The following is a 13,232-nucleotide window of genomic DNA, read 5'->3' as shown; positions in this document are numbered from 1 at the left end:
TTGACTGAAGACCTGTTCGGCGGCTTGCTGGAGCCGCCAGGGGTGGCCGCTGCCGGCAATGCCGCACCGCTTGCCGGAGCCACCCCGACCGAAGCCGCTGCCACCAAGCCGTCGCGCGGCAAGACCGTACTAGCGCCGCCCCCGGACCCCGCCCTGCTCGCGCTGGCGCAACGCCTGCCGGCCGGCCTGCATCTCGGCACATCGTCATGGTCCTATGGCGGCTGGAACGGGCTGGTCTACCAGGGCGAGTACACCGACAGCCTGCTCTCGCGCAAAGGCCTGGCCGCCTATTCGCAGCATCCCTTGCTGCGCGCCGCCGGCATCGATCGCGGGTTCTACGCGCCGATCCCGCTTGCCGACTACGTTGCCTACGCCGCCCAGGTGCCGGCGCATTTCCGCTTCCTGGTCAAGGCGCCCGCCAGCGTGTGCGATCCGTGGCTGCGCACCTCCGAAGGCGCCGGCCGGCTGGCCAACGCCAGCTTCCTCGATGCCGAGATCGCCGCGCGCGACTTCGTCGCGCCTGCCACTGCGGGCCTTGGCGCCAAATGCGGGCCGCTGCTGTTCCAGCTCTCCCCGCTAGGCGCGATGGCCGCCGATAGCGCCGGTTTCCTGTCGAGGCTCGACGCCTTCCTCGGCGCCTTGCCACCGCTCGACGCCGCCACCACGCCCGATGCCCGCTACGCGGTGGAACTGCGCGATGCCGCCTTGCTCACGCCGCGCTTCATCAAGCTGCTGCGCGCACGCGGCGTGCGCTTCTGCCTGTCCGCGCGCGAACGCATGCCGCCGGCCGAACGACAATTGCCGGCACAGGCATTGATGGATGGGGGTGCACCAGGCCCCCTGGTGCTGCGGTGGATGCTGCATGCGGGCTTTGCCTACGAGCAGGCCGAATCCCGCTACGCGCCGTTTGACCGGCTGATCGACGAAGACCCGCATACCCGCGCGGTGATCGCCGAGCAGGTGGTACGCACGCTGCGCGCGGGCCAGCCCGCCTACGTGATCGTCAGCAACAAGGCGGAAGGCTCCGCGCCGTTGACTTGCGTACGGCTGGCCGAGGCCATTGCCGAGCAGTTGGAAGCGAGCTGAGCGCAGGCCCGGCGCGTCAACGATTCAGGTGATGCGCGAACTTCTGCCGGAACTTGGCCAGCTTGGGTGAAATCACGAACGAGCAATAGCCCTGGTTCGGGTGGTTCTGGAAGTAGTTCTGATGGCTTTCCTCCGCGCGCCAGTAAGGTTGCGTGGGCTCGACCTGCGTCACCAGCGGCGCATCGTAGAGCTTGTGCTCCGCCACCTCTCGCATCACATACTCGGCCATGGCGCGCTGCGGCTCCGTGTTGGTGAAGATCACCGAGCGATACTGCGTGCCGACATCGTTGCCCTGCCGGTTGAGGGTGGTGGGATCGTGGATGGCAAAGAAGATCTCGAGGATCTCGCGGAACTTGATCACCGTGGGATCGAAGGTCACGCGCACCACTTCGGCGTGCCCGGTGTCGCCGCCGCACACCTGCTCGTAAGTCGGATGGTTCACGTGGCCGCCGGTATAGCCCGACTCCACGGCCCGTACGCCCTTGACTTGCTGGTACACCGCTTCCAGGCACCAAAAACAACCGCCACCCAGCGTGGCTACCTCATGCTCGTTGTCCATCTTGATCTCTCCGGCTCGTGACAATAGGTAGCATACTCGTTCGGCACCCGTCCCGCCGCCAGAGTCTGTCGAGGCCGCCGCGCAGCGCAGCCGCTCCGGCTAGCGGATCGGCAAGGCGACCGGCCGGATCGGTGCTGCGTCGGCCCCGCGGAACTTCAATGAGGCGCCAATAAAGGCGAACTGATAGACGCGGTCTCGCGACAAGGCCTCCAGGTTCACCAGTTCGATGATCGGTGCGCCCTGCTGCGCCAACAGATAGGTGTGTACGGGGATGTAATTGTCGGGCACCTCCGCCGGGAACGCCTCGAAGCTCAGGTTATCGGCCCCCACCACCATGGCGCCCCCTTCCTCGACCAGGAACCTGGCCGCATCCAGGCCCAGGCCCGGCGGGTTGGCCATATAGGCCTGGGCGTTTTCATAGTGCTGCATGCGCCCGGTGCGGATCAGCACCACGTCGCCCTGCTGCAGCGCCACGCCCTGCTTGTCCAGCGCCTCACGCAGGTCCTGCCGGGTCACGCGGTAGTTGTCGGGCAGCATGTCCAGCCCCTTGGCCGCGGCCACGTCGATCAGCACGCCGCGGGCGACGATCGGCGGCAGCTTCTCCGCGCCGGTCACTTTCCAGCCGCGATCGCCCAGGTGCTCGGCGGCGGCGTATCCGTTCCAGATCTTGCCGTTCAGGCCGAAGTGGTTCAGCGCATCGATATGAGTGCCCATGTGCGCGTACATGGAGACCGCCGAGCCGCTGTAGCTGACATGCCGGTTCATCGCCTCGCCCACCTGCATGGAGTCGGCCACCAGGTTGCCGTGCGGGGTATGGGTCATCCACATCTGGTACGGCGGATCGCCGGCGGCCTGCCAGCTCGGCATGCCGATGAAATAGTCCACCGCCAGGTCGTAGGCCTGCGTGCCGGAAACCCGCGCCATGATGGCCGCGCGCGAGGCTGGGGTAATGAGGTTGAGGCGGCCGATCTCATCCTTGGGACCCCAGGGGCTGACGCCCACCTGGGGTGCTGCGCCGGCGGCAGCGCTCAGCAGCGCGAACAGCAGCGGCATGGAAAAGGCGGCCAGGCGGCGCGTGGTGCCGGCGGTAGGGGTAAGGCGCTGGAACATGGTGGACTCCTGACTGGATTGGCGCTTTCCACAGCAACGTGGAAGGCATGCTGCCATCCTATTAGGCATTCGCTGGTAGATAATCTGCGAATTCGGACAAACATATTCAACTGACAGGAAAATATATGGATCTGCTCGCGGCGATGCGCACCTTCCGGCGCGTGGTGGAACGCGATAGCTTCAGCCAGGCTGCCGCCGATCTCGGGCAGTCGACCGCCGCGGTCAGCAAGCAGGTGCGCCAGCTGGAGGCACGCCTGGGCGCGCTGCTGATCCAGCGCACCACGCGCCGCATGCGCCTGTCGGAAACCGGCCGCGCCTACTTTGCCGAATGCTGCCGCCTGCTCGACGAGCTGGATGCGCTGGAACGCGCAACAGCCGCCGGCACGGACGAGATCAGCGGCCGCCTGCGCGTGAACGCGCCGCTGTCGTTCGGGCTAAAGGTGCTTTCGCCCTTGCTGGTGAGCTTCATGGCGCGCTACCCGCAGGTGCAGGTGGAACTGACCCTGGACGACCGTTTGCTGGACGTGGTGTCGGAGGGCTTCGACGTCTCGCTGCGCATCCGCTCGGCATTGACGGACTCGTCCCTCATCGCACGGCGGCTGGGTGAGGTAGAGCAAACCATCTGCGCCGCCCCCGCCTACCTGGCGGCGCGCGGCACGCCGTGCACCGTCGAGGACCTGCGCGGCCACGACTGCCTGGCCTACCAGCTGGCCGACTATCCCGGCAGCTGGCACCTGGAGGGGCCGCAAGGCACCACCAGCATCGAGGTACCGGCGCGCTTCTCGGCCAACAACAGCCTGCTGCTCAGCGATATGCTGCTGGCCGGGCTGGGCATCGGCGCGCTGCCCTCGTTTATTGCGCTGCCGTTGCTTGCGCGTGGCGAGCTGGTCAGGGTACTGCCGGAGCATGCGCTGGCCGGCCGGAGCATCTACGCGCTCTATGCCAGCCACCGGCACCTGCAACGGAAGGTGGGCGCGTTCGTGGCGTTCCTGGCCGAGGCTCTGCAGGGCCGGCAGGATGCCGCGCAGGGAGATGGCCGGCAGCACGCTAGCTCAACGACGCCGCCAACATCGCCCGCAACTGGGGCTTGAGCACCTTGCCAAGCGCGCTTTTGGGCAGGCTCTCCACCAGCACAACCCGCTGCGGCAGCTTGAACCGCGCAATCGACAGCGCCAGCGTTTCACGCAGCGCCTCTGGCGCGAACGCGGCACGATCCGCGCCAGAGGCAGGGACCACGACGGCAACCGGCACCTCGCCCCAGCGCGCGTCTGGCAGCCCCACCACCGCGCAATCCAGCACCCCGGGCAAGCCCAGCAGCGCGTTCTCGATCTCGGCCGGATAGATGTTCTCCCCGCCCGAGATGATCATGTCCTTGCTGCGGCCGACCACTTCGATACAGCCATCGGCATTGCGATGCGCAAGGTCGCCCGAGCGGAACCAGCCATCGCGGAAATCCGCATGGTCCGGCTGCCGCCAGTAGCCCCGCATCAGGTTGGCACCCGCGAGCCAGAGCTCTCCCACTTCGCCGTCGGCCACCTCCAAGCCTTGCGCATCGGCCAGGCGTACTTGCACCTCAGGCTGGGGCCAGCCGGCATAGCCAGGCCGCGCCATGGCCTGGTCCAGGCGCAGCACGACCGATACCGGGCCGGTCTCGGTGGCGCCGTAGACCTGCCCCAGCGGAATGCCGCGCGCGTGGAAGGCATCGATGTACGCGCGGGGAATGGGCGAGGAGCCAGCCATCACGCCGCGCAGCGAAGTGAGATCCGCGCTTGGCCAGCCGGGATGCTCCAGCACGGCGCGCAGCGTGGCCGGCACCATCAGCGACAACGTGGCCCGCGTCTGCGCGCATGCGTCAAGCCAGCCCTGCGGAGCGAAGCGCTGGTGCAGCGTCACCTGCGCCCCGGCCAGCAATGCCGGCAGCGTCTGGATGCACAGGCCGCCCACATGGAACAACGGCAGCACGGACAGGATATGGTCGTCCCGCGTCATGCCATGTGCCCACCAGCTCGCGCGCGCGTTGGCCAGCAAGCCGGCCTGCGTATGCAGCGCGCCCTTGGGATGGCCGGTGGAGCCAGAGGTGTAGACCAGCAGCAGCGGCGCCTCGTCGGGCGGCTGCGATGGCCGTGGCAGGGGCGTGTCCAGCGGCGCCGGCCGGTCGATCAGGCTATCGATCGGCGCCTGCGCGGCGCGCTCCGGCAAGGCGGCTGCCACCGCCGCCGCGGCCTGCGCATGCGGCGCATCGTGGAACAGCACGCGAATGCCTGCATGCGCGGCAATGGCGCTCAGCTCCGGCACCGCCAGCCGAAAGTTCAGCGGCACGAAGATGGCCCCTAGCCTTGCGCACGCAAACAGCATGGCGAGCTGCAGATCGTGGTTCAGGCACAGCGTGGCCACGCGGTCACCCGGCTGCACGCCCCAGGTGCCGGCCAGATGCGCGCAGACGCGTTCCACGCGGCGCCACAGCTTGCCGTAGCCGATGGTGTAGCCGAGGCTATGCAGCGCCGGGCGCAGCGGTGCGGCGCTGGCATGCGCATGCAGCGTGCGCAGCAGCGCGCCCGGCTCCGGCGTGCCGGTGAACAGCCGGTTGGCGCGCTCGCTCATTCGTCGCGCTCGCCCGACTCGTAAAGGGTCTCGCGGCCCATGCGGTCCAGGATCAGCTCGGCGGTCCAGGGCAGCATCAGCGCGCCGCAGCGCGAATCGCGATAGAGCCGCTCCAGCGGCAGGTCCTTGAGCATGGACTGCCCGCCGCAGGTGCGGATCGCCAGCCGGGCGATATCGTTGGCGCCTTCCATCACGCTGTAGTGCGCGGCGTACAGGCGCATGCGCGCATCCTTGGACGGACTGGCGCAGGCTTCATGAATCACGCGCCAGAAGATCGAGCGCATGTTCTCCAGCTGGATGCGCATCTGCGCCACCGCGATCTGCTTGGTGGGATACATGCGGCGCTTCACCGGCGGCTGGCCCGGCACTTCGCCGCGCAGGTACTGCACGGTGAAGTCGTACGCGGCCTGCGCCACGCCGAGATAGGTCGGCGAGAGCGTGAAGAACATCGCCGGCCAGGTCTGTGCGGCCTTGTAGTACACGCCGCGTGGCATCAGTTGCTCCTGGTCGGCGACGAACACATCCTTGAGCAGCAGCGTGCGCGACACCGTGCCACGCATGCCCATCGGGTCCCACTCGCCGGTCACGGTGAGGCCGTCTGCATTGCCCGGCACCGCGATGTAGAGCGTGTCGCGCATATCGGGCGAATGGTCCGCGCACTCCTCCGTGCAGAGGATCCCGTAGTAATCCGCCGCGCCCGACAGCGAGGCAAAGATCTTGCGGCCGTTGAGCACCCAGCCGCCTTCCACCTTGCGTGCGCTGGTGCCGAACGGCGCGCGCCCGGCGGCGGCGGCCGAGCCCTCCGAGAAGGGCTGGGCGTAGATCGCGCCGTCCCTGACCACCCGCGCGAAATGCAGTTCGCGCCGGGCTTCGTGCTCGGCGCGCTGCTCAGGCGTCATGGCGATGCCGTCGGACAGCATGCCGGTCCACATGGTGGAGCAGATATGCATGTTGTAGGTCAGCGCGGTGGCGCCGCAGAAGCGGCCGATCTCCGCGCCCACCATGCAGTACGTGGCGAAGTCAGCGCCCTCGCCACCGAACTCGCGCGGCACGCACAAGGCCAGGAGGCCGGCCTCGCGCAGATCATCGTAGTTGGCAAAGGGGAAGCTGGCCTCGCGGTCCCACTGCGCCGCGCGCGGGGCAAAGCGCTCGCGGCCGAGCCGGTTGGCGAGCGTCAGCAGGCGCTCTTGCGCCTCGGTGAAATCGGCGCTGCCGACGGCGGGGATGAAATCCAGTGGCATGTTGGTGTCTCCCGGGCATCGGCCACACGCGTGGCGATGCCTCGATGTTTTTGTGGATTCAGTGCAGCGGGAAATGCCGCCCCAGGAAGCCGAGCACGGCGGCATTGAAATCCGCCGGGCGCTCCATGCAAGCCAGGTGGCCCACCGCGGGCTGGCACAGGTACTCGGCGCCGGCGATCTTCTGCGCCATGCGTTCCATCACGGCGGGCGCCGCGTTGGCGTCGTGCTCGCCGGACAGCGCCAGCACCGGCACCGTGATGCGCGCCAGCACTTCGCGCCGGTCGAAACGCACCAGCGCCTGCAGGGCGGCGCGATAGGTGCCGGGCGGCACGGCCGCCATCACGCTGGCGGCGAACGCCACCGCGTCGGGCTCGGCCTGCGGCGCGACCATGGCGCGCACCAACCCGCCCGCCATCTGCGCCATGGTCTTGCCGGCATCGAGCGGCGCCGTGCGCGCGGCGACGAAATCGCGCTGCCACTGGCCATCGGCCTTGCCGAATGCAGGCGACGTGCCGGACAGCACCATGCCGTCGATCAGTCCCGGCATGGCAGCGTAGGCTTCCTGCGCGACCATGCCGCCCATGCTGTGGCCTAGCAGCACGACACGCCGGCCGGCGTCGCGCTCGGCCTGCAGCACCGGCCGCAAGGCTTGCGCCAGTCCGGCGAAATCGTACGGCTCGATCATGGCGCTGTCGCCGTAGCCGGGCATGTCCCAGGCCACCGCGCGATAGCCCGCCTGCGCCAGCGCATCGAGCTGCGCCGGCCACGCGGCCTTGCCGCCGCCGATGCCATGCAGCATCACCACTGCCACGGGGCCGGTGCCCTGTGCGATGGTGGACATGCCATTGGCATGGGTCTGGGTCATGCCAGGGTTCACGTTTTCGTTCATGCGCTAGCCTTGTTGTTTGTCTGGGCCACGTCGGGCATTGCCGGGCCGGCGAGCCGGCCCGCGTCCACCTCGCTCACAGCGTCGAGCATGATCGTGCAGTTGCGCAGCGGCAGGTCGAAGTGGCCCAGCGTGTGGCGGCCTGCTACCTCATTGGCGCCGGTGGAATAGAGGAAGTTGCCAGCAAAGGCGCGCAGCTCCGTGCCGTTGCAGTCGCGCTTGTCGTAGAAGGTCATGGCATCCCAGCGCGCCTGCGGGTTCAGGCCCCAGCCCACATGCGAGACCGCATAGGCGTCGCGCGTGCCTTCGCGGTCGGCCCACGCTGCGTAGTAGCCGCGCATCATGTCCGCGTCCATGCCCTGCCCTTCGATGCCGACCATGTAGTCGTCCTCGATATGGCACACGATGGTGTCGCGCAGGTAGGTCTTGAAGGTCAGGTTGACGTCGCCCGGTGCGAGCACCAGGGTGCCGTTGACCTGACCGCCGGCGGGGAAGGCCAGGCACAGGCCGCCCGGCCAGTGGGCGACCTGGCCCGGCTTGTTGCAGTAGCCCCAGACGCCGCCGATGCGTGCGCTTGCGAGCCCGACGCGCAGCTCGGTGCCGGCGGCCGAATGCACGCGCATCTCGCGCGCGCCGCGCAGCCGCTTCATGGCCGCGCGCACGGTGCCCTCCAGCGCGGGATCGGGCAGGCAGCGCTCGAGGATTTCGGGATGTTCGTTGCTGACCATCAGCAGGCGCGGCACGATGCCGTCGGCGCCTTTGAGGATCAGCGGGAGTTCGGGCGCATGCAGCAGGCCCTCCACGGTGCAATCGATCACCAGGTGGCAGCGCTGCAAGGCGGCCACCACCGGAGCGAGTTGCTGCAAGGCATCACTGGCGCCGGTGGAACGCACGGGCGCGGGCGCGGCAAGCGCCGGGGACGGCACCCGGATGCGCACGGGCGTGGCGCCCAGCGCCTGCACCGCCAGTTCCGCCAACTCCACATTGACGCGTCGGGATTGGGACTCCGTTACAATCCCAACCACTTCCTGGGCGGACAGGGCGCACAGTTCAAGGGTGCGCCGAAAAGCCGCCAGCCAGCGGTGCTCGATTTGCTCGATGAGCATAGGTCTCCTCCTGGTGCGATCTGCCGCGGCCCTGGCAGGGTCCCGGGGAGGCGGCCTTGGTGCGCCAGCCCACCGATGCCTCCCGCCGGACGCATTAGCTTTGTGCTTGTGATTCTTGTCGCTGGCGCAAATAATATATGAAATTTCATGGATCCCAGTGGAGCCCGCGCTATGGGCATGCCTGAAGCCAAGCCAAGCATCATCGGCAAGGCCGCTTCTCCCGATTTCGATACGCTGCACTTCCGGCGCACGCTGTCCCAGTTCGCCACCGGCGTGACAGTGATCACGACCCGCGCTGGCCCCGGCTCGCCGCCGGGCGCGCCGTTCGTGGGCATTACCGCCAGCTCGTTCAACTCGGTATCGCTCGATCCGCCGCTGGTGCTGTGGAGCATGGCCACGCGCGCCAACAGCCTGCCGATGTTCCGCGACGGCTCGCACTACATCATCAATGTGCTGTCGGCCTCGCAACTGGACCTGTGCCAGCGCTTCGCCACGCTCAAGGGCGACCGCTTCGCCGGCGTCGACTACCGCCTGTCCGAGAACGGCCTGCCAATCCTGGCCAACGCGCTGGCCTGGTTCGAATGCCACAACCGCAGCCGCTACGACGAGGGCGACCACGTCATCTTCGTGGGCGAGGTGGAGCGCTGCGGCGTGCACGACGACGCGGGCAACCCGCTGGTGTTCCACGACGGCCGCTTTGCCACCACCGATCCGCTGACGGACTGACCTCCGGGCACGCAGCAGCCATGACGGATTCACCCAAACCCGCTCCGGTGGCCTCAGACGCTTTTGTAGACGGCTACCTGCCCTACCTGCTGGCGCGGGCCAGCCACCTTGTGTCGGGCGAGTTCCACCGGCAAGTCGAGGCGGCCGGGTTCTCCGTGCCCGAATGGCGCGTGCTGGCCACGCTGGCCGACCGGCCCGACTGCACCATCGGCGCGCTGGCCGATATCACGCTCACCAAGCAGCCCACGCTGACCAAGCTGATCGACCGCATGGCCGCCGACGGCCTCGTCACGCGGCGCAACGGCGCCCAGGACCGCCGCCATGCGCTGGTGTCGATCACCGCACGCGGGCGCACCCGCGCCCGTGCGCTGCTCGACCAGGCCGCCGCCCACGAGCAGCAGGTGCTGGACGACTTCGGCGCGGTGCAGGCCGACCAGCTCAAGGACACCTTGCGCCGCCTGATCGCGCTGCGCTCGCCGCGCTGAGCGCCGAACGCGCTCAGGCGCGCGGCTCGCCCTTGATGACCGCCAGCGGCGAGCCATCCGTCTTGATCCTCTGCAGCACGATGTTCGAGCGGATATCCATCACGCCCGGCGTGCGGTAGAGCCGGTTGACGATGAAATCGGAGTAGTGCTTCAGGTTGCGCGCCTGCACGGTCAGGATGTAATTGCTGTCGCCGGTGATGATGTAGGCCGACACCACTTCAGGCCAGGATTGCACCGCCGCGTTGAAGGTGTCGTGCCAGCCCTCGGTCTCGGGGCGCATCGACACCTGCACGATCGCCTCCAGCTCCAGGCCGAGCCGCTCGGCGTCGAACCACGCCCGGTAGCCGCCGATCACCCCGTCCTCCTCCAGCAAACGCACTCGCCGCAGGCAGGCCGAAGGCGATAGCGCCACGCGGTCGGCCAGGTCCTGGTTGCTGATGCGCCCGTTCTCCTGGAGGCATGTCAGGATGCGCAAATCGATGGGATCGAAGTTCATTTCGCAGATTCTTCCAGGATTCTCTTCACAAATGAAATTCTATGCGAAAACCGTGGGAATCCACTGACCATTTCGCAAGCCTCTTGCCCGTAATATTGACTATCATGCCGTCATCTGCTCCCCGATGAGCCTTGGAACGCCGCCCACAGGCGTCACCCCCCGATGACGAACCGCCCCACCCCCGACACTCCGCGCCAGCTCTGGGACATCAGCCCCGCGCTCTCGCCCGACACGCCGGTATGGCCGGGCGATACGCCGTTCCAGCACGAGCGCAACTGGCAGATCGACGCGCACTGCCCGGTCAATGTCGGGCGCATCACCTTGTCGCCCCACACCGGCGCCCATGCCGATGCGCCGCTGCACTACGCCGCCGACGGCGCGCCTATCGGCGCGGTGGACCTGGCGCCCTACCTCGGCCCGTGCCGGGTGATCCATTGCATCGGCGCGGCCCCGCTGGTCGAGCCTCGCCACATTGAACATGCCCTGGCAGGCACGCCGCCGCGCGTGCTGCTGCGCACTTACCGGCAAGCACCGCTGGCAACGTGGGACCCGGATTTCTGCGCGGTCGCGCCGCAGACCATCGCCTTGCTCGCGGAGCACGGCGTCATGCTGGTCGGCATCGATACGCCCTCGCTGGACCCGCAAGAATCCAAGACCATGGACGCGCACAACATGGTGCGCCGGCATCGCCTGGCCATCCTCGAAGGCCTGGTGCTCGACGCCGTGGCCGAGGCCGACTACGAACTGATTGCCCTGCCGCTGCGCTTTGCCGGACTCGACGCGAGCCCGGTGCGCGCGGTGCTGCGCAGCCTGACCTGAACGACCCGAACCGCCCAACCTCCCCCCAGGAAACCTCTCACACATGACCGCACTGACTCGCGAGCAATGCCTCGCCCTCGACCAGCAAGATCCGCTGCGCCGCCTGCGCGACCAGTTCGCGCTCCCGCAAGGCGTGATCTACCTCGACGGCAACTCGCTGGGCGCGCGCCCGCGCAGCGCTGCGGCACGTGCCGCCGAAGTGGTGAGCGAAGAATGGGGCACGGGCCTGATCCGCAGCTGGAACACGGCCGGCTGGTTTGAACTGCCCCAGCGCCTGGGCAATATGCTGGCGCCGCTGATCGGCGCCGGCGAGGACGAAGTCGTGGTGACCGACACCACCTCCGCCAACCTGTTCAAGGTGCTGGCGGCAGCGCTGCGCGTGCAGCAGACCCGCGACCCGAAGCGCAAGGTGATCGTATCGGAGGCCAGCAACTTCCCCACCGACCTCTACATCGCACAGGGGCTGGCCGACTTGCTGCAGCAAGGCTACTCGCTGCGACTGGTGAATGCGCCCGAGGAGATCGATGCGGCGGTCGACGCCGACACCGCCGTGCTGATGCTCACCCACGTCAACTACAAGACCGGCGAGATGCTCGACATGGCCGGCGTGACCGAGATGGCCCACGCCCGCGGCGCGCTCACGGTGTGGGACCTGGCCCACTCGGCCGGCGCCGTGCCCGTGGCGCTCAACGCATCGGGCGCGGACTACGCGGTCGGCTGCACTTACAAGTACCTCAACGGCGGCCCCGGCTCGCCTGCCTTCCTGTGGGTCGCGCCCTCGCTGCGTGACGCCTTCTGGCAACCGCTGTCGGGCTGGTGGGGCCATGCCGCGCCGTTTGCGATGGAACCCGGCTACCGCCCGCGCGAAGGCGTGGCGCGTTTCCTCTGCGGCACCCAGCCCATCGCCTCGCTGGCCATGGTCGAATGCGGGCTCGATATCTACGCCCAGACCGACATGGCCACGCTGCGCGCCAAGTCGCTGATGCTGACAGACCTCTTTATCGCGCTGGTGGAAGCACGCTGCGCCGCGCACCCGCTCGAACTGGTGACCCCGCGCACCCATGCGCGCCGCGGCAGCCATGTGAGCTTTGCCCATCCGGACGGCTTTGCCGTGGTGCAAGCCCTGATCGAGCGCGGCGTGATCGGCGACTACCGCGAGTCACGCATTGCGCGCTTTGGCTTCACGCCGCTGTACACCAGCTTCACCGAAGTCTGGGATGCCGTGGAAATCCTGCGCGACGTGCTCGACAGCGGCACCTACAAGGCCGAGCGTCACCAGACCCGCGGCCTGGTGACCTGAGCAGGAGCACGCCATGAGCAACCACAAGGGATGCCCGATGTCGGGCGCGGGCGCCAGCGATGGCAGCGATGCCAGCTGGCACGACGCCCAGATGGATTTCGCCAAGGACATGAGCTACGGCGACTACCTGGCGCTGGACCAGATTCTCAACGCGCAGCATCCGCTCTCGCCCGAGCACAACGAGATGCTGTTCATCGTGCAGCATCAGACCAGCGAGCTGTGGATGAAGCTGGCGCTGCACGAGCTGCGCGCCGCGCGCGAATGCGTGCGCCAGGACCAGCTGCCGCCAGCCTTCAAGATGCTCACGCGGGTCTCGCGCATCATGGAGCAACTGGTGCAGGCGTGGAGCGTGCTGGCCACGATGACGCCGCCGGAATACTCGGCGATGCGGCCCTACCTGGGGATGTCATCGGGCTTCCAGTCCTTCCAGTACCGCGAGATCGAGTTCATCCTCGGCAACAAGAACGCGGCCATGCTGCGCCCGCATGCGCACCAGCCGCAGCACTTGGCGCTGGTGGAAGAAGCCCTGCGCACGCCGTCGCTGTATGACGAAGCGATTCGCCTGATGGCGCGGCGCGGCTTTGCCATCGATGCGGCCTGCATCGAGCGGGACTGGACCCTGCCGGCCGGCGAGAACGCCTCGGTGGAGGCGGCATGGCTGGAGGTCTATCGCCAGCCCGAGGCGCACTGGGAACTGTATGAACTGGGCGAGAAGTTCGTCGACCTGGAAGATGCCTTCCGGCAGTGGCGTTTTCGCCACGTCACCACCGTGGAGCGCGTGATCGGCTTCAAGCGCGGCACCGGCGGCACCGAAGGC

At 68.0% G+C, this 13,232-nt stretch carries 14 protein-coding genes; 7 read left to right on the top strand and 7 right to left on the bottom strand.

Annotated elements, in window-relative coordinates; genetic code table 11:
- Window positions 1-1,086 carry a DUF72 domain-containing protein gene (locus tag ACYP5B_RS30725; protein WP_400093302.1) on the top strand — a complete coding sequence of 362 codons (1,086 nt, stop codon included), beginning with the start codon at window positions 1-3 and terminating at the stop codon, window positions 1,084-1,086.
- 16 nt (window positions 1,087-1,102) lie between these two features.
- On the opposite strand, the gene msrA is transcribed toward ACYP5B_RS30725, so the two are convergent.
- Both msrA and ACYP5B_RS30715 read right to left on the bottom strand, forming a co-directional pair.
- Entirely contained in the window at window positions 1,103-1,645 is a 543-nt protein-coding gene (msrA, locus tag ACYP5B_RS30720) for a peptide-methionine (S)-S-oxide reductase MsrA (RefSeq protein ID WP_267603974.1), read from the bottom strand.
- Between the two features lie 99 nt (window positions 1,646-1,744).
- On the bottom strand, window positions 1,745-2,698 hold the full coding sequence (locus ACYP5B_RS30715) for a cyclase family protein (RefSeq protein WP_459572193.1): 954 nt from the start codon (window positions 2,696-2,698) through the stop codon (window positions 1,745-1,747).
- 182 nt (window positions 2,699-2,880) lie between these two features.
- On the opposite strand from ACYP5B_RS30715, the gene ACYP5B_RS30710 reads away from it, so the two are divergent.
- On the top strand, window positions 2,881-3,846 hold the full coding sequence (locus ACYP5B_RS30710; RefSeq protein WP_459572177.1) for a LysR family transcriptional regulator: 966 nt from the start codon (window positions 2,881-2,883) through the stop codon (window positions 3,844-3,846).
- Here the strand turns inward: ACYP5B_RS30710 and ACYP5B_RS30705 are convergent.
- The 4 genes from ACYP5B_RS30705 to ACYP5B_RS30690 are packed head-to-tail and all read right to left on the bottom strand — an operon-like array spanning window position 3,803 to window position 8,589.
- A complete protein-coding gene (locus ACYP5B_RS30705; RefSeq protein ID WP_459572176.1) occupies window positions 3,803-5,356 on the bottom strand; it encodes a class I adenylate-forming enzyme family protein in 1,554 nt (517 codons plus the stop codon). The genes ACYP5B_RS30710 and ACYP5B_RS30705 overlap by 44 nt on opposite strands.
- Window positions 5,353-6,597 (bottom strand): acyl-CoA dehydrogenase family protein, encoded by a 1,245-nt coding sequence (locus tag ACYP5B_RS30700; protein ID WP_267603977.1) that lies wholly within the window; start codon window positions 6,595-6,597, stop codon window positions 5,353-5,355. Before ACYP5B_RS30700 ends, ACYP5B_RS30705 begins: the two co-directional genes overlap by 4 nt.
- A 58-nt stretch (window positions 6,598-6,655) precedes the next feature.
- Window positions 6,656-7,486, bottom strand: a complete 831-nt coding sequence (locus ACYP5B_RS30695) for an alpha/beta fold hydrolase (protein ID WP_400093297.1) — start codon at window positions 7,484-7,486, stop codon at window positions 6,656-6,658.
- Window positions 7,483-8,589, bottom strand: coding sequence for a peptidase M29 (locus ACYP5B_RS30690; RefSeq protein ID WP_400093295.1), 1,107 nt, complete (start codon window positions 8,587-8,589; stop codon window positions 7,483-7,485). Before ACYP5B_RS30690 ends, ACYP5B_RS30695 begins: the two co-directional genes overlap by 4 nt.
- 171 nt (window positions 8,590-8,760) lie before the next feature.
- Here ACYP5B_RS30690 and ACYP5B_RS30685 point away from each other — a divergent pair, with 171 nt between their 5' ends.
- Entirely contained in the window at window positions 8,761-9,315 is a 555-nt protein-coding gene (locus ACYP5B_RS30685; RefSeq protein ID WP_318234348.1) for a flavin reductase family protein, read from the top strand.
- A 20-nt stretch (window positions 9,316-9,335) separates the two neighbouring features.
- The gene (locus tag ACYP5B_RS30680; RefSeq protein ID WP_400093293.1) at window positions 9,336-9,800 is read left to right on the top strand and encodes a MarR family winged helix-turn-helix transcriptional regulator; all 465 of its coding nucleotides are present in this window, start codon (window positions 9,336-9,338) and stop codon (window positions 9,798-9,800) included.
- A 13-nt stretch (window positions 9,801-9,813) separates the two neighbouring features.
- On the opposite strand, the gene ACYP5B_RS30675 is transcribed toward ACYP5B_RS30680, so the two are convergent.
- Complete coding sequence (locus ACYP5B_RS30675) at window positions 9,814-10,296, bottom strand: Lrp/AsnC family transcriptional regulator (RefSeq protein ID WP_459572175.1); 483 nt, start codon at window positions 10,294-10,296, stop codon at window positions 9,814-9,816.
- Window positions 10,297-10,458: 162 nt separating this feature from the next.
- On the opposite strand from ACYP5B_RS30675, the gene kynB reads away from it, so the two are divergent.
- The 3 genes from kynB to kynA form a co-directional block, all read left to right on the top strand.
- Window positions 10,459-11,115 carry an arylformamidase gene (gene kynB, locus ACYP5B_RS30670; RefSeq protein ID WP_267603982.1) on the top strand — a complete coding sequence of 219 codons (657 nt, stop codon included), beginning with the start codon at window positions 10,459-10,461 and terminating at the stop codon, window positions 11,113-11,115.
- 43 nt (window positions 11,116-11,158) lie between these two features.
- Window positions 11,159-12,415 carry a kynureninase gene (gene kynU / locus ACYP5B_RS30665; RefSeq protein ID WP_459572174.1) on the top strand — a complete coding sequence of 419 codons (1,257 nt, stop codon included), beginning with the start codon at window positions 11,159-11,161 and terminating at the stop codon, window positions 12,413-12,415.
- Window positions 12,416-12,428: 13 nt separating this feature from the next.
- The coding region (gene kynA / locus ACYP5B_RS30660) for a tryptophan 2,3-dioxygenase (RefSeq protein ID WP_459572173.1) at window positions 12,429-13,232 on the top strand (804 nt) is incomplete at its 3' end.

Source organism: Cupriavidus sp. 8B, assembly GCF_054589115.1.
The sequence above is the reverse complement of the archived record's forward strand: the minus strand, read 5'-3'. Positions and strand labels throughout refer to the sequence as shown.